A 15712-nucleotide genomic window follows, 5' to 3' on the forward strand; every position below is an offset into this window, starting at 1 on the left:
GCAAAGGCGTCAGGCGCCGGCCAGTTCGTCCGCGCGGGCCTGCGCGGCGGCGAAGTCGAGATCGCCCGAATAGATGGCGCGACCGCAGATCACGCCCTCGACGCCGTCGGATTCGACTGCGCAGAGCTTGTCGATGTCCAGCATGTTCGACAGGCCGCCCGAGGCGATCACCGGAATGGTCAGCGCCTGCGCCAGCTTGACGGTGGCCTCGATGTTGATGCCCGAGAGCATGCCGTCGCGACCGATGTCGGTGTAGATGATCGACTCGACGCCGTAGTCCTCGAACTTCTTGCCCAGGTCTGCGACCTCGTGGCCCGTGAGCTTGCTCCAGCCGTCGGTGGCGACCTTGCCGTCCTTGGCGTCCAGGCCCACGATGATGTGGCCGCCGAAGGCGCTGCAGGCGTCTTTCAGGAAGCCGGGGTTCTTGACCGCGGCGGTGCCGATGATCACGTAGCGCAGGCCGTCGTCGATGTAGCGCTCGATGGTGTCGAGGTCGCGGATGCCGCCGCCGAGCTGCACCGGAATGTCGTCGCCCACCTCTTTCAGGATCGCCTTGATCGCCGCGTGGTTCTGCGGCTTGCCTGCAAAGGCGCCGTTCAGATCGACCAGGTGCAGCCGCCGCGCGCCGGCCTCGACCCATTTGCGGGCCATTGCAGCGGGGTCTTCGCTGAAGATGGTGGACTGGTCCATGTCGCCCTGTTTGAGGCGAACGCAATGGCCGTCTTTGAGATCAATGGCGGGAATGAGGAGCATGGTGCCGGTCAGCAGGAGCGAGGGTTCAAGAAAAGAGAGCGGAATTTTTCAAGGACACCATGGAACCGGCTTGGCCGGGCCGTTGGTGTCGCCCCCGGTAGGGGGTTGGCGAAGCGGACACGAAGTGCCGCACAGCCTGGGGGCGAGCAACATGTCATGGATTCCAGTGGAGGAAGTTGCGATACAGCTGCAGCCCGTGGTCCGCACTCTTCTCCGGGTGGAACTGGGTGGCAAAAATGTTATCGCGTGCAATGGCTGCGGTAAAGCTCGCGCCGTAATCGGCCTCGCCCACGCTGTGCAGGGCGTCGGCCGGCCGGGCGTAGAAGCTGTGCACGAAGTAGAAGTAGCTCAGGTCGGGAATACCCGCCCACACCGCATGCGGACGGGCCTGGCGCACCTGGTTCCAGCCCATCTGCGGCACCTTGAAGCGGCTGCCGTCGGCCTGCAGCCGCCCGGCCAGGTCGAACTTGACGACCTCGCCCGGAATGAGGCCCAGGCCGTCGGTAGGGCCCTCGTCGCTGCGCGACAGCATCATCTGCATGCCCACGCACACGCCGAACAGCGGCTTGCTGGCCGCCGCCTCGAGCACCGATTCCTGCAGGCCCGAGTCGCGCAGCTCGCGCATGCAGTCGGGCATGGCGCCCTGCCCCGGCAGCACCACGCGGGTGGCCTTGCGGACCACGTCCGGGTCGGAGGTGACGAACACCTCCACGCCGACCTGGTCGGCCGCATGGCGCACGGCCTGCGACACGGAGTGCAGGTTGCCCATGCCGTAGTCGACGACGGCGACGGTATTTGCTACAGATTTCATAGCTGATGGACGAACGCGTTCAGAGCGAGCCCTTGGTCGAGGGAATGACGCCGACGGAACGCGGATCGAGCTCGAGCGCGCCGCGCATGGCGCGCGCGAAGGCCTTGAACACGGTCTCGCACTGGTGGTGCGCATTGACGCCCTTGAGGTTGTCGATGTGCAGCGTGACGAAGGCGTGGTTCACGAAGCCCTGGAAGAACTCGTAGGTGAGCTGGCTGTCGAAGGTGCCGATCATGCCGCTGGTGAAGGGCACGTGCATCACCAGGCCGGGGCGGCCCGAGAAGTCGATGACGACGCGGCTCAGGGCTTCGTCGAGCGGCACGTAGGCATGGCCGTAGCGGCGGATGCCCTTCTTGTCGCCGATGGCCTTGGCCACGGCCTGGCCCAGCGTGATGCCGACGTCTTCCACCGTGTGGTGACCGTCGATGTGCAGGTCGCCCTGGCAGTCGATGTCGAGGTCGATCAGCCCGTGGCGGGCGATCTGGTCGAGCATGTGGTCGAAGAAGCCGATGCCGGTGGAGAGCTTGGCGCGGCCCGTGCCGTCGAGGTTGACGCTGACGGTGATCTTGGTTTCGGCGGTGTTGCGGGTGACGGACGCGATGCGGTCGCCGCTGTCCTGGCTGGTGGGGGTGGTCATAGTGAGGCTTCGAGCGCCGCGAGCATCCGCGCGTTCTCGTCGGCCGTTCCGACGGTGAGGCGCAGGCAGTTTGCGAGCAGTTCGTGCATTTTAGAAACGTTCTTCACCAGAACCCCGCGAGCCTTCATGCCTTCGAAGGTCTTGGCCGCATCGGGCACGCGCAGCAGGATCATGTTGGCGTCGCTGGGCCAGGTCTTGACGCCCGGCAGGCGGCCGAGGCCCGTCATGAGGCGCTCGCGCTCCTCGCGGATCTGGCGGGCCTGGGCCTCGAACACCTCGGCGTGCTCCAGCGCGAACAGCGCGCACTCGCAGTTGAGCACGCTGATGTTGTAGGGCGGGCGCACCTTGTCGATCTCTGCGACCAGCGCGGCCGGCCCCATGAGGTAGCCCAGCCGGATGCCGGCCAGGCCGAACTTGCTGAGCGTGCGCATCAGCAGCACATGGCGGTGCCGGGCCAGCCGGTCGATGTAGCTGCGCGCGGCGAAGGGCTGGTAGGCCTCGTCCATCACCACCAGGCCGCCCTGCGCGCCCTGGGCCTCGACGATCTTCTCGACGACGGCATCGTTCCAGAGATTGGCGGTCGGGTTGTTCGGGTAGGCCAGGTAGACGATGGCGGGCTTTTCGCGGGCGATGGCGGCCAGCATGGCGGCCTCGTCCAGTTCGAAATCGGCCGTGAGCGGCACGCCGACGAACTTCAGGCCCTGCAGCTTCGCGCTCATGGCGTACATGACGAAGCCGGGCAGCGGCGCCAGCACCGTCGCGCCGGGCAGGTCGCAGGCAATGGCCAGCAGCGAGATCAGCTCGTCCGAGCCGTTGCCCAGCATCAGCGCGAAGCCTTCGGGCATCTGCGCGTGGGCGGCCAGCGCGCGCTGCAGCTCGGCGCCGCGGTCGCCCGGATAGCGGTTCAGCGCCAGCGCGCCGAGCCGGGTGCCCAGCTCGGCCTGCAGCGCGGGCGGCAGGCCGAAGGGGTTTTCCATCGCGTCGAGCTTGATGAGGCCGCGCGCGTCCTGCACCGCGTAGGCATGCATGGACCGCACGTCGGAGCGGATGCGGTCGAGCGGCGGGCGGGCGGATTCGGGAGCGGTCATTTGGTGCAGCGGTAGCTGTTCTTCAGGGCGCCGGCCATGACCAGTTGCACAGGCATGTCGGCTTCGTAACTTTCGGCGTTGCGGGTCAGCTCGGTCTGGTAGAGCGAGCGGGCCATGGCGGGCTCGAGGCGGCGTCCCTCGACGCAGAACACGGGCTTGAGCCCATTGCGCTGCGAAGATTCGACGCCTTCCCGCAGGCCCTCGAGCACGCCCACCAGGTAATAGCTGGCGTAGGCCTTGCCGTCTTTCTCGGTGGCCTCGAGCGTGCGCAGTTCGCGGATGCTCATGGCCTGCGCGCCGGCGGCGGCAGCCAGCGCGATCAGCAGGAAGACGGCACGTTTCATGGCGTTACTGGCGATAGCGCGGCGGCGGCGCGTAGGTGCCGTCGGCCGGGAAGGCGCTGGGCGGCGGCGGCGATGCGTCGCGGCGCTGGCGGCGCGGCACGTCGCGCTCTTCGAGCTCGAACAGCGCGGCGCCGATCACGCCGATGTTGCGCACGTCGCCGGCCTCGGTGTTGGCGGCATAGGCGCGCCCGGGCGTGGCGAAACGGAAGGCGGCGACCTCGTTCTGGCTCTTGCGGAAGCCTTCGATGGTCAGCGCCTGCATCGGGCGCAGCACGTAGCCGCCGTTGCGCAGGCTGCCGGCCTTGCCGTTGAGCACGTCCAGGCCGTCGACCGTGGCGATCACCTCGTAGCTGCGCTCGCTGAGGTTGCGAAAGCGCAGCGTATAGCGCGAACCTTCGACACCAGCGAGGCGGAAAGTGTCGTCGCCGCCGCTGCCCCGGCGGGCGCGCTGCAGCGGCAGCGGGCTGCCGGTTTCGTCGAGCACCGACCATTCGACGTCGCCGTCGGCCAGCAGCAGGTTCAGGCGGCGCTCGGGGTTGTTGCCCACCGCACGGCGCACGGCACCTGCTTCGTTGTAACCCAAGGAGGCCATGTCGTCCGGTTGCTCGGACAGGCGCTTGGCGACGACCGTGCGCGTCTTCGATTCCAGGCCCTCGCCCCACTGGGTGCCGAGCCGCGGCGCGGGCGCTGCGCTGGGTGCGGTGCTGGCGGTGACCGCCTGCGGCATCTGGCTGCAGGCGGCAAGCAATGCCGCGCCGGCGACGAGGCCGGTGGCGAACTTGAAAAGTCGCGAACGATAGAGACGATCAATCATCTTGCTGGCTCCTCCCTGAGGGGTTATGGAGCCTCAGATCTTACGCAGGCGCATGCGCGCGGCCTCGGCGTGCGCCTGCAGGCCCTCGCCCTCGGCCAGCGTGACGGCGACAGGGCCGAGCACCTGGGCGCCGGCTTCGCTGACCTCGATCAGGCTGGAGCGCTTCTGGAAGTCGTACACGCCCAGCGGACTGGAGAAGCGCGCCGTGCCGCTGGTGGGCAGCACGTGGTTCGGGCCGGCGCAGTAGTCGCCCAGGCTTTCGCTGGTGAAGGCGCCGAGGAAGATCGCACCGGCATGGCGCAGCAGCGGCTCCCAGCGGTTCGGCTCGCTGCTGCTCACTTCGAGGTGTTCTGGGGCGATGCGGTTGCTGATCTCGCAGGCCTCTTCCATGCTCTTCGTGTGGATCAGCGCGCCGCGGCCGTTGAGCGAGGCGGCAATGATTTCCGCGCGCGGCATGGCCGGCAGCAGGCGGTCGATCTCGGCCTGCACGCGGTCGATGTAGGCCGCGTCGGGGCACAGCAGGATGCTCTGCGCCAGTTCGTCGTGCTCGGCTTGGCTGAACAGGTCCATGGCCACCCAGTCGGGCGGCGTGCTGCCGTCGGCCAGAACGAGGATCTCGCTCGGCCCGGCGATCATGTCGATGCCCACGGTGCCGAACACGCGGCGCTTGGCGGCGGCCACGTAGGCGTTGCCGGGACCGGTGATCTTGTCGACTGCGGGAACAGTGGCGGTGCCGTAGGCCAGCGCGGCCACGGCCTGGGCGCCGCCGATGGTGAAGCCACGCGTCACGCCGGCCACGTAGGCGGCGGCGAGCACGAGCTGGTTCTTCTCGCCCTTCGGTGTGGGCACGACCATGATGATTTCGCCAACGCCCGCCACATGCGCCGGAATCGCGTTCATCAACACGCTCGACGGGTAGGCGGCCTTGCCGCCCGGCACGTAGATGCCGACCCGATCAAGCGGCGTGACCTTCTGGCCGAGCAGCGTGCCGTCGGCGTCGCGGTAGCTCCAGCTTTCACCGCTGGCCTTCTTCTGGGCCTCGTGGTAGCTGCGTACGCGGCGCGCGGCGGCTTCGAGCGCGTCGCGTTGCCCGGCGGGCAGCGATTCGAAGGCGGCCTTCAGCTCGGCCTGCGTGAGTTCCAGTTCGGGCAGCGTCTTCGCACCCAGCTTGTCGAAGCGGTTGGTGTATTCGAGCACCGCCTCGTCGCCCCGCTTCTGCACGTCGGCGAGGATGTCGGCCACGACCTTCTCGATGGCCGCGTCGTCGTCCGCGGACCAATGCAGCCGCGCCTTGAATTCAGCATCGAAGCTGGCTGAAGTCGTGGACAGTCGGGCGGGTGCTGCTTTCAGAGTCATGGGCGTGGGGTTCGTGGGTTTCGTGGGGTTCAGGCGGAAGGAATGGCCGACGCGAACGCGTCGATGATGTGGCGGATCGGCTCGCGCTTGAGCTTGAGCGCCGCCTGGTTCACCACAAGGCGGGCGCTGATGTCCATGATGCGTTCCACCTCGACGAGGTGGTTGGCCTTGAGCGTGTTGCCGGTCGAGACCAGGTCGACGATGGCGTCTGCCAGCCCGGTGAGCGGCGCCAGCTCCATGCTGCCGTAGAGCTTGATCAGGTCGACGTGCACGCCTTTGCTTGCGAAGAAGTCGCGCGACAGGCCCACGTACTTGGTGGCCACGCGCAGGCGGGAACCCTGCTTCACGGCGGAGGCGTAGTCGTAGTCGGCGCGCACGGCCACGCTCAGGCGGCAGGCCGCGATGCGCAGGTCCAGCGGCTGGTACATGCCCTGGTTGCCGTTCTCCAGCAGCACGTCGAGGCCGGTCACGCCGAGGTCTGCGCCGCCGTACTGCACGTAGGTGGGCACGTCGGACGCGCGCACCAGCACCACGCGCACGTCGGGACGGGTGGTTTCGAGGATCAGCTTGCGCGACTTCTCGGGGTCTTCGGTGACCTCGATGCCGGCCGCTGCCAGCAGGGGCATCGTCTCTTCGAAGATGCGGCCTTTGGAAAGCGCCAATGTGATCATGCGGCGGCTCCCGTCACGCGTTCGATGTCGGCTCCGAGGCCGCGCAGCTTGGATTCCATTCGGTCGTAGCCCCGGTCCAGGTGGTAGATGCGGTCGACCAGCGTCTCGCCCTCGGCCACGAGGCCGGCAATGACGAGGCTGGCGGAGGCGCGCAGGTCGGTGGCCATCACGGTGGCACCCGACAGTTGCCGCACGCCGGTGACCATCGCGACCTTGCCTTCGACGTGGATCTGGGCGCCCAGGCGCACCATCTCGTTCACGTGCATGAAGCGGTTCTCGAAGATGGTCTCGGTGACCATCGAGGCGCCGCGCGCGATCACGTTCAGGGCCATGAACTGGGCCTGCATGTCGGTCGGGAAGCCGGGGTATTCGGTGGTGCTGAAGCTCTGCGCGTTCAGGTGTTCGTAGGCGGGACCCTTCGAGCCGATGCGCACGCCGTCTTTCTCGCAGGCCACGGTGCAGCCGGCGTCGCGCAGCTTGTCGATCACGGCGTCGAGGTGGTCGCCACGCGCATGGCGCAGGAATGCCTCGCCACCCGTGGCCGCCACCGCGCACAGGAAGGTGCCGGCCTCGATGCGGTCGGCCACCACGGCATGCTCGCAGCCGTGCAGCTTCTCGACGCCCTGGATGCGGATGTGGCTGGTGCCGTGGCCTTCGATCTTCGCGCCCATGCGGATCAGCATTTCTGCCAGGTCGACGATTTCCGGCTCCTGGGCGGCGTTCTCGAGCAGCGTCTCGCCCTCGGCCAGCGCAGCGGCCATGAGGAAGTTCTCGGTGCCGGTGACGGTGACCATATCGGTCAGGATGCGCGCGCCCTTCAGGCGGGTGCGGCCCTCCGGCAGGCGGGCGACCATGTAGCCGTGCTCGACCACGATTTCGGCGCCCATGGCCTGCAGGCCCTTGATGTGCTGGTCGACCGGCCGCGAACCGATGGCGCAGCCGCCCGGCAGCGACACCCTGGCATGGCCGAAACGCGCCAGCAGCGGGCCCAGGGCCAGCACGGAGGCGCGCATGGTCTTCACGAGCTCGTAGGGCGCCTCGGGGTTGGTCAGGTCGGCGGCGTTCAGGCGCACGGTGCCGTTGTCGTCGCGCTCGGCCGCGACGCCCATGTTGCGCACCAGCTTGAGCATGGTCGACACGTCCTGCAGGCGCGGCACGTTGTGCAGCACCACGGGCTGGTCGGTCAGCAGCGCCGCGCACAGCTCGGGCAGCGCAGCGTTCTTGGCGCCGGAAATGAGTACTTCGCCGCGGAGCTCTCGCCCGCCGCGAATCAGAAGTTTGTCCATCGAAGTTCCAGCGAAATCAGGGGGCCGCCAGGGCCGGAAAGTTATTTTTCCACTGCCGCCCATTCGGCCGGCGTGTAGGTCTTCATCGAAAGCGCGTGCACCTCGTCGGTGTGCATTTTCGCACCGAGGGTGGCGTAGACCCGCTGATGGCGCTGGATCGAGCGCTTGCCCTCGAATTCGGCCGAGACGATGGTGGCGTACCAGTGTCGGCCGTCGCCCTCGAGCGTGATGTGCTCGCACGGGAGATGGGACGTGATGATGGCCTGGAGCTGGTCAGCGGTCATGAGATGGGCATTTATTGGGGAACACCGCGGAACCGGCTTTGCCGGGCCGCTGGTGTTGCCCCGGAAGGGGGTTGGCGAAGCGACACGAAGTGCGAGAAGACTGGGGGAGAACCATGATCTAGCTACGGATCTTGTAGCCGATGCGCAGCAGGTGGACGGCAATGGCGCTCACCACCAGCCAGGCGGTGCCGACGATGCCCAGGCTCAGCCAGGGCGAGGCGTCGCTGACGCCGAAGAAACCGTAGCGGAAGCCGTCGATCATGTAGAAGAACGGGTTCAGGTGGCTCACCTTCTGCCAGAAGGGCGGCAGCGAGCCGATCGAATAGAACACGCCCGACAGGAAGGTCATGGGCATGATCAGGAAGTTCTGGAACACCGCCATCTGGTCGAACTTCTCGGCCCAGAGGCCGGCGATGAGGCCCAGCGTGCCCAGCATGGCCGCGCCCAGCAGCGCGAACACGATGATCCACAGCGGCGCCACGAAGTCGGGCACGGCGAAGAGCATGGTCACCAGGAACACGCCCAGCCCCACGGCCAGCCCGCGGATGATCGACGAGCCCACGTAGGCGAAGAACCAGCCCCAGTGCGACAGCGGCGTGAGCAGCACGAACACCAGATTGCCCATGATCTTGCTCTGGATGATCGACGACGAGCTGTTGGCGAAGGCGTTCTGCAGCACGCTCATCATCACGAGGCCGGGAATCAGGAACGCGGTGTAGGCGACAGTTCCGTACACCGTCACGCGGCCCTCGAGCACGTGGCCGAACACCATGAGGTACAGCAGCGCGGTGAGCACCGGCGCGCCGACGGTCTGGAAGCCGACCTTCCAGAAGCGCAGCGTTTCCTTGTAGAGCAGCGCGCGCCAACCCGTTACCGCCATCATGGAGCCCCCTTGCGCGGCACTGCGTGTCCTCGCCTCCCCCCGAGGGGGAGCTTCGCTTGCTTGGGGCGGCCCGGCGCGGCGCTCATCTCGCGACCTCCAGCGGCGTCTGCTCGCCCGCCATCAGGTCGATGAACACGTCTTCCAGGTCGGCCTTGCGCATTTCCACGTCTTCCACCGCGACGCCGGCTTCGCGGATCGCGGCCAGCAGTTGTTCGACTTCATGGGCGTTCTGCGCAGGCAGCTGCACGATGCGCCCGGTGATGCGCGCGTTCTTCGCGATCTCCCAGGGCAGCATGGCGTCGGTCTTGAACCGGAGCACGTTGCTCGCAGCCGACTTCAGCAGTTCGCTGGTGCGGGCCAGCGCGATCACGCGGCCCAGCTTGAGCATCGCGATGCGGCTGCACAGCGCCTCGGCCTCTTCCAGGTAATGGGTGGTGAGCAGCACGGTGCTTCCCTGCTTGTTGAGCCTGGCGACGAACTGCCAGAGCGTCTGGCGCAGCTCGACGTCGACGCCGGCGGTGGGCTCGTCGAGCACGATCACCGGCGGCTTGTGCACCAGCGCCTGCGCCACCAGCACCCGGCGCTTCATGCCGCCCGAGAGCTGGCGCATGTTGGCCGTGGCCTTGTCGGCGAGGCCCAGGCTTTGCAGCAGCTCGTCGATCCATGCCTCGTTGTTCTTGATGCCGAAGTAGCCCGACTGGATGCGCAGCGACTCGCGCACGTTGAAGAAGGGGTCGAACACCAGCTCCTGCGGCACGATGCCCAACTGGCGGCGGGCCTGCGCGAAGTCGCGCTGCACGTCGAAACCGTGGACGCTGATGGCACCCGACGTGGGGCGCGAGAGCCCCGCGAGCATGCTGATCAGGGACGTCTTGCCGGCACCGTTGGGACCGAGCAGGCCGAAGAATTCGCCCGGTTCGATCTGGAAGCTGACCTCGTCGACAGCCTTCAGCCCTTGCTTGCCTTGGGCCTTCTGCTGTTTGGAGGGGGGATAGGTCTTGGAGACCGATTGGAATGAGATCGCGGGCATGGGAGCCCGCGATTTTACGGGGCGGCTCCACAAGCTGCCGCGCAGCGGCTGATTGCCCTCATGCGGCCGCCGCCGGGCCGGCCCAAGGCGGGCCGCGCCTCCCCCTTGGGGGGTGGCGAATTACACGCAGCGAAGCGAAGTGAAAAGCCGGGGGGCCAACAGTCAAGGCGCGGCGGGCAAAAGACCCGCAACACCGTACAGCGTGGCCAGTTCGCGCAGCCGGGGCGACAGGCCCTTGACCGAGAACCCCCGGCCCAGTGCGCTTGATTCGCGGCGGCATTCCAGCAGCACGGCCAGCGCCGATGAATCGAACTGGGCCAGCGCGGTAGCGTCGACCACGGTGGACGACGAATCGGTCTGGCCCTTCAGCCCCTGCTGCAGCATGCGCATGCAGGCGGGGGCCTCGTCATGGGTGAGCCGGGTGGGCAGGACCAACATCGCTCGGCCCTCAGCCCTTGGCGTTGCCCTTGTTGCGCGCAGCCAGCGCGGCAATCAGGCCATCGATGCCGCTCTTGTTGATTTCCTGCGCGAACTGGGTGCGGTAGGTATCGACCAGCCACACGCCCAGCACGTTCAGGTTGTAGACCTTCCATCCGGCGCCCTGGCCGGGGGTCTTTTCAAGGCGGTAGTCGAGCTGGACCGGGTCGCCGCGGCCCCTGACTTCGGTGCGCACCAGCACATCGGTGTCGTCCGGCGAGCCGCGGAACGGGCGGATGGTGACGGTCTGGTCGGTCACCTGGTCGAGCGCGCCGGCGTAGGTGCGCACCAGGAGGGTCTTGAACTCGTCCTGCAGGCGCTTTTGCTGCTCGGGCGTGGCGGTGCGCCAGGCCGGGCCGACGGCGGAGGCCGTCATGCGCTGGAAGTTGACGTTCGGCATGATCTTGCTGTCGACCAGCACCATGATCTTGTTCACGTCGCCCGACTTGATGCTCGAATCGGACTTGATGGTCTCGAGCACGTCGGTCGAGAGGCGCTTCACCAGCGCATCGGGCGCTTCGTCGGCTGCGCGCGCGGGCTGCACGAAGGCGACAGCGGCCCCGAACAGCAGGGCGCCGGCCAGCATCAGGCGGCCGAGATCGCGTCGTTGCAAGGTCTTGTTGTTCATGGAGAGTCCCTCAATCAAGTTTGAAAATCTGCGAAGCACGTAGAAGCAGCGGCGTGCACAGACAAGAACGGATTCGAGCCGCGCCGGGCCTACCGGGTTCCTGTCCGGGAGGTGAAGCCTTGCAACCGGATGCAAGCAGCTTCGCCTTCCGTGCACACCGTACTCTTACTTTCCGCTGCCGTCGTCGGGCGGATTGCCGTCGTAGATCTGGCTGCGGCGGCGCTGCAGGAACGCGTCGCGCGTGAATGAATACTTGTCGAGCGCCGCATCGCCGAGCAGGCGGCCGGCCCTCAGGTACTGCGAACGGGTGTCGACCACGCGCAGCACGGTCAGCGAATTGCGCCAGGGAATGTCATGCACGTGGTTCAGCGGGTCGCCGTAGAAGTCCAGCGGCTTGGCGGCGGCGTCGCGCACGGTCGACGAGCCCAGCAGCGGCAGCACGAGGTACGGGCCCGGGCCCACGCCCCAGTAGCCGAGCGTCTGGCCGAAGTCCTTCTCGTGGCGGGGAATGCCCGCTTCGGTCGCGACATCCAGCAGGCCGCCAAGGCCGAAGAACGTGTTGACGTTCAGGCGCATGAAGGTTTCCGCGCTGTCCTGCAGCTTGAGCTGGGCCACGTTGTTGGCCAGGCTCCAGACGTCGCCGATGTTGCCGAAGAAGTTGCTCACCCCGGTACGCACCATGGAGGGCAGCGCCTTCTGGTAGGCCGTGGCTGCAGGGACGAGCACCGCGTCGTCGACGGTGTCGTTGAAGCGGGTGACACCGCGGTTGAACGGCTCGAGCGGGTCGGCCGGGTTGGCATTGGGGCCGGTGGCGCATCCGGCCACGAGCGCGAAGACCGCTGCGGCACTTGCCCAGCGCAGGCCGCTACCCATGCGTTGCACGGCGTTTGACAGATTTGATCGTGTTTTCATTTTTTGCTGGCTGTTCCGGCCGACGAGGTATTACCTTCCGCCGCCTTGCTGTACAGGAACTGACTGATCAGGTTCTCCAGCACCACGGCCGACTGGGTCGCGGTGATGGTGTCGCCTGCCTGCAGGTTCTTGTCGTCGGCGCCCGCCTCGATCCCGATGTACTGCTCGCCGAGCAGGCCACTGGTCAGGATCTTCAGAGAGCTGTCCTTGGGAAAACTGTAACGGTTTTGCAAAGCCAGTGTTACGTTGGCCTGAAAGGTCTTGTCGTTGAAGGAGATCGACTCCACGCGGCCGACCACCACACCCGCGCTCTTTACCGCGGTCTGGGGCTTGAGACCGCCGATGTTGTCGAAGCGCGCAGTCACCGAATAGGTCTTCTGGAAATTCAGGCTCAGCAGGTTGGCCGACTGCAGCGCGAGGAACAGCAGCGCCGCCGCGCCGATCAGGACGAACAGGCCGACCCAGATGTCGTTGTTGGAACGTTGCATGGTTTGCACTCTCTAGAACGATTGGGGCCCGGCCCCTTTTAGATACTGAACATCATGGCGGTCAGGAGAAAATCCAGCCCAAGCACCGCCAGCGATGCGGTGACCACGGTCTTGGTGGTCGCCCGCGACACGCCCTCGGGCGTGGGCTGGGCCTCGTAGCCCTGCAGCAACGCGATGAAGGTGACGGTGAAGCCGAACACGATGCTCTTGATGACGCCGTTGCCGACGTCGCGCCACACATCGACGCCGCCCTGCATCTGGCCCCAGAACGCGCCCGGGTCGACACCCAGCATCAGCACGCCCACCACGTAGCCGCCCATGATGCCGACCGCGCTGAACACCGCCGCCAGCAAGGGCATGGTGATGACGCCGGCCCAGAAACGCGGCGCAAGAATGCGCTGCACCGGATCGACCGCCATCATTTCCATGGCGCTCAATTGCTCGTCGGCCTTCATGAGCCCGATTTCCGCGGTGAGCGAAGTGCCGGCGCGCCCGGTGAACAGCAGCGCCGCCACCACGGGACCCAGTTCGCGCACCAGGCTCAGCGTGACCAGCAGGCCCAGCGCCTCGGACGATCCGTACCGCTGCAGCGCGTAATACATCTGCAGCCCCAGCACGAAACCCACGAAGAGCCCCGACACGCCGATGATGGCCAGCGAGAAGTTGCCCAGGAAATGGATCTGGTCGCGCACCAGGCTGAAGCGCCGCATGATCCGCGCGCCAGGGCCGACCAGGCGCATGAAGAGCTTTGCGCCATGGCCCAGGTTGGACAGATGGCGGCGCACCCCGAAGCCGACATCGGCAGGCTTCCACCAACTCATGAGCGGCCCCCTTCGACATTGCCGAAATCGGCTTCGATGCTGACGCCCGGGTAGTGGAAACGAACCGGCCCGTCGGGCAGCGCATTCACGAACTGGTGCACCAGCGGATCGGCGCTGTTGCGCACGTCGTCGGGCGTGCCCTGCGCGGCGATGCCGCCGTTGGCAAGGATGATCACGTGATCGGCGATGCGGAAGGTTTCCTCGAGATCGTGCGACACGATGATGCTGGTGAGCCCGAGCGTGTCGTTGAGCTGCCGGATCAGCCGCGCGGCGGTGCCGAGCGAGATCGGGTCGAGCCCCGCAAACGGCTCGTCGTACATCACGAGATCGGGGTCCAGGGCGATCGCGCGTGCCAGCGCCACGCGCCGCGCCATGCCGCCCGACACCTCGCTGGGCATCAGGTCGCGCGCACCGCGCAGGCCGACTGCGTCGAGCTTCATGAGCACGATGTCGCGTACCAGCGCTTCGGAGAGTTGTGTGTGCTCACGCAACGGGAAAGCCACGTTGTCGAACACGCTCATGTCGGTGAACAGCGCGCCGAACTGGAAGAGCATGCCCATGCGGCGACGCGCCGCATAGAGTGCCGTCGCGTCGAACCTGACGACATCCTGACCATCGAAAAGGACTGCGCCGCGTTGTGCGCGCTGCTGCCCGCCGATCAATCGCAGGACCGTGGTCTTGCCGCCACCCGATGCGCCCATGAGCGCCGTCACCTTGCCGCGGGGCACGGAGAAAGACACGCCGTCGAGGATGGCGCGCGCACCGTAGCCGAACGTGACGTCGCGAAACTCTACGAAAGGATGTGGCTGTGTAGCTGGGTCCATCTCAATAAAAAAGCCGGGCGCTCTTTCAAGCATCCCGGCATGCGGTTTTGCAGCGGATGATAACGGGGCCGCGACGGCGACCGCGAAATTGAAACAAAAATCAGCGCGGCAAGTCGCTGAATCCCATCAGAAACTCATCCACCGACCGCGCGGCTTGACGGCCTTCGCGGATTGCCCACACCACCAGCGACTGCCCGCGGCGGATGTCGCCGGCGGCAAAGACCTTGGGTACGTTGGTGGCATAGCCGCCGATGAAATCGACCGTTGCCTTGGCGTTGCCGCGTGCGTCCTTCTCCACGCCGAAGGCGTCGAGCACGGTGGCCACAGGGCTGATGAAGCCCATGGCCAGCAGCACGAGGTCGGCCTTGAGCACCTGCTCGCTGCCGGCGACTTCCTGCATCTTGCCGTCCCTCCATTCGACGCGAACGGTCTTCAGGCCGGTGACCTTGCCCTTCTCGCCGATGAATTCCTTGGTGGAGATCGCGAACTCGCGTTCGCAGCCCTCTTCATGGCTGGAGCTGGTGCGCAGCTTGATGGGCCAGTACGGCCAGGTCAGCGGGCGGTTTTCTTCCTCGGGCGGCTGCGGCATCAGTTCGAACTGCGTGACGCTGACCGCACCGTGGCGGTTGCTGGTGCCAACGCAGTCGGAGCCGGTGTCGCCGCCGCCGATGACGATCACGTGCTTGCCGTCGGCGCGCAGCTGGCCCTTGACCTTGTCGCCGGCGTTGACGCGGTTTTGCTGCGGCAGGAACTCCATCGCGAAATGGATGCCGTCGAGGTCGCGGCCGGGCACCGGCAGGTCGCGCGACTGCTCGGCGCCGCCGGTGAGCAGCACGGCGTCGAACTCTTTCTGCAGCTGCTCGGGAGTGACGGTTTCCTTGGCCAGGTTCGTGACCTTGGAGCCCTTGCCCAGCGGGTCTTTCGCTGCGCCGACGATCACGCCGGTGCGGAACACCACGCCTTCGGCCTTCATCTGCTCCACGCGGCGGTCGATGTGCGACTTTTCCATCTTGAAGTCGGGAATGCCGTAGCGCAGCAGGCCGCCGATGCGGTCGTTCTTCTCGAACAGCGTCACGTCGTGGCCGGCACGCGCCAGTTGCTGGGCAGCCGCCATGCCGGCCGGGCCCGCGCCCACCACCGCCACCTTCTTGCCGGTCTTGTGCTTGGCGACGCGCGGCGCCACCCAGCCTTCGTCCCAGGCGCGGTCGATGATCGCGTGCTCCAGCGACTTGATGCCGACCGCGTCGTCGTTCACGTTGAGCACGCAGGCAGCCTCGCAGGGCGCGGGGCAGATGCGGCCGGTGAACTCGGGGAAGTTGTTGGTCGAGTCGAGCACCGCGAAGGCGTTCTGCCAGTCGTTGCGGTACACCAGGTCGTTGAAGTCCGGAATGATGTTGTTGACCGGGCAGCCGCTGTTGCAGAACGGCGTGCCGCAGTCCATGCAGCGCGCACCCTGCACCTTGGCCTGTTCAGTGTTCAGGCCGACGACGAATTCCTTGTAGTGCTTGACGCGCTCGTCAACAGGCTTGTAGCCCTCTTCGATGCGCTCATGCTCCATGAAGCCGGTGATCTTTCCCATCGTGCTTTCCTTTGTTCTCTGTACTC

19 protein-coding genes are annotated in these 15712 nt (G+C 66.6%); all 19 read right to left on the reverse strand.

From position 1 onward, the window contains the following. Positions 1-9 precede the first annotated feature (9 nt). Positions 10-753 carry a 1-(5-phosphoribosyl)-5-[(5-phosphoribosylamino)methylideneamino]imidazole-4-carboxamide isomerase gene (gene hisA / locus ACQY8B_RS18550; protein ID WP_422088047.1) on the reverse strand — a complete coding sequence of 248 codons (744 nt, stop codon included), beginning with the start codon at positions 751-753 and terminating at the stop codon, positions 10-12. 154 nt (positions 754-907) lie between these two features. Beyond that, positions 908-1564: an imidazole glycerol phosphate synthase subunit HisH gene (gene hisH, locus ACQY8B_RS18555; protein WP_422088048.1), complete on the reverse strand. Its 657-nt coding sequence runs from the start codon at positions 1562-1564 to the stop codon at positions 908-910. Positions 1565-1583: 19 nt separating this feature from the next. Next, positions 1584-2201 carry an imidazoleglycerol-phosphate dehydratase HisB gene (hisB, locus tag ACQY8B_RS18560; protein ID WP_422088049.1) on the reverse strand — a complete coding sequence of 206 codons (618 nt, stop codon included), beginning with the start codon at positions 2199-2201 and terminating at the stop codon, positions 1584-1586. Next, on the reverse strand, positions 2198-3289 hold the full coding sequence (hisC, locus tag ACQY8B_RS18565; RefSeq protein WP_422088050.1) for a histidinol-phosphate transaminase: 1092 nt from the start codon (positions 3287-3289) through the stop codon (positions 2198-2200). Before hisC ends, hisB begins: the two co-directional genes overlap by 4 nt. Beyond that, positions 3286-3633, reverse strand: a complete 348-nt coding sequence (locus ACQY8B_RS18570; protein WP_422088051.1) for a hypothetical protein — start codon at positions 3631-3633, stop codon at positions 3286-3288. The genes hisC and ACQY8B_RS18570 overlap by 4 nt, the downstream gene beginning before the upstream one ends. A gap of 4 nt (positions 3634-3637) precedes the next feature. Further along, entirely contained in the window at positions 3638-4447 is an 810-nt protein-coding gene (locus ACQY8B_RS18575; protein WP_422088052.1) for a hypothetical protein, read from the reverse strand. Positions 4448-4480: 33 nt separating this feature from the next. After that, positions 4481-5803, reverse strand: a complete 1323-nt coding sequence (gene hisD, locus ACQY8B_RS18580; RefSeq protein ID WP_422088053.1) for a histidinol dehydrogenase — start codon at positions 5801-5803, stop codon at positions 4481-4483. A gap of 29 nt (positions 5804-5832) precedes the next feature. After that, positions 5833-6474 (reverse strand): ATP phosphoribosyltransferase, encoded by a 642-nt coding sequence (gene hisG / locus ACQY8B_RS18585; RefSeq protein WP_422088054.1) that lies wholly within the window; start codon positions 6472-6474, stop codon positions 5833-5835. After that, entirely contained in the window at positions 6471-7760 is a 1290-nt protein-coding gene (gene murA, locus ACQY8B_RS18590; RefSeq protein WP_422088055.1) for a UDP-N-acetylglucosamine 1-carboxyvinyltransferase, read from the reverse strand. The genes hisG and murA overlap by 4 nt, the downstream gene beginning before the upstream one ends. Positions 7761-7801: 41 nt before the next feature. After that, complete coding sequence (locus ACQY8B_RS18595; RefSeq protein ID WP_081266452.1) at positions 7802-8044, reverse strand: BolA family protein; 243 nt, start codon at positions 8042-8044, stop codon at positions 7802-7804. Between the two features lie 118 nt (positions 8045-8162). Continuing rightward, positions 8163-8927: an ABC transporter permease gene (locus ACQY8B_RS18600; protein WP_422088056.1), complete on the reverse strand. Its 765-nt coding sequence runs from the start codon at positions 8925-8927 to the stop codon at positions 8163-8165. 82 nt (positions 8928-9009) lie between these two features. After that, positions 9010-9957, reverse strand: coding sequence for an ABC transporter ATP-binding protein (locus tag ACQY8B_RS18605; protein WP_081266454.1), 948 nt, complete (start codon positions 9955-9957; stop codon positions 9010-9012). Positions 9958-10119: 162 nt separating this feature from the next. Then, on the reverse strand, positions 10120-10395 hold the full coding sequence (locus tag ACQY8B_RS18610) for an STAS domain-containing protein (protein ID WP_237678947.1): 276 nt from the start codon (positions 10393-10395) through the stop codon (positions 10120-10122). A 10-nt stretch (positions 10396-10405) separates the two neighbouring features. Further along, the gene (locus tag ACQY8B_RS18615; protein ID WP_422088057.1) at positions 10406-11062 is read right to left on the reverse strand and encodes an MlaC/ttg2D family ABC transporter substrate-binding protein; all 657 of its coding nucleotides are present in this window, start codon (positions 11060-11062) and stop codon (positions 10406-10408) included. A gap of 165 nt (positions 11063-11227) precedes the next feature. Continuing rightward, the gene (locus tag ACQY8B_RS18620; RefSeq protein ID WP_422089074.1) at positions 11228-11935 is read right to left on the reverse strand and encodes an MlaA family lipoprotein; all 708 of its coding nucleotides are present in this window, start codon (positions 11933-11935) and stop codon (positions 11228-11230) included. Between the two features lie 35 nt (positions 11936-11970). Further along, entirely contained in the window at positions 11971-12462 is a 492-nt protein-coding gene (gene mlaD, locus ACQY8B_RS18625) for an outer membrane lipid asymmetry maintenance protein MlaD (RefSeq protein WP_422088058.1), read from the reverse strand. Between the two features lie 38 nt (positions 12463-12500). Next, positions 12501-13283, reverse strand: a complete 783-nt coding sequence (gene mlaE, locus ACQY8B_RS18630) for a lipid asymmetry maintenance ABC transporter permease subunit MlaE (protein ID WP_422088059.1) — start codon at positions 13281-13283, stop codon at positions 12501-12503. Then, complete coding sequence (locus tag ACQY8B_RS18635) at positions 13280-14140, reverse strand: ABC transporter ATP-binding protein (RefSeq protein WP_422088060.1); 861 nt, start codon at positions 14138-14140, stop codon at positions 13280-13282. The genes mlaE and ACQY8B_RS18635 overlap by 4 nt, the downstream gene beginning before the upstream one ends. A 67-nt stretch (positions 14141-14207) precedes the next feature. Beyond that, entirely contained in the window at positions 14208-15686 is a 1479-nt protein-coding gene (locus tag ACQY8B_RS18640; protein ID WP_422088061.1) for a glutamate synthase subunit beta, read from the reverse strand. Positions 15687-15712 lie beyond the last annotated feature (26 nt).

The sequence above is a fragment of the Variovorax sp. genome, from assembly GCF_965279555.1.
GTDB lineage: Bacteria > Pseudomonadota > Gammaproteobacteria > Burkholderiales > Burkholderiaceae_C > Variovorax.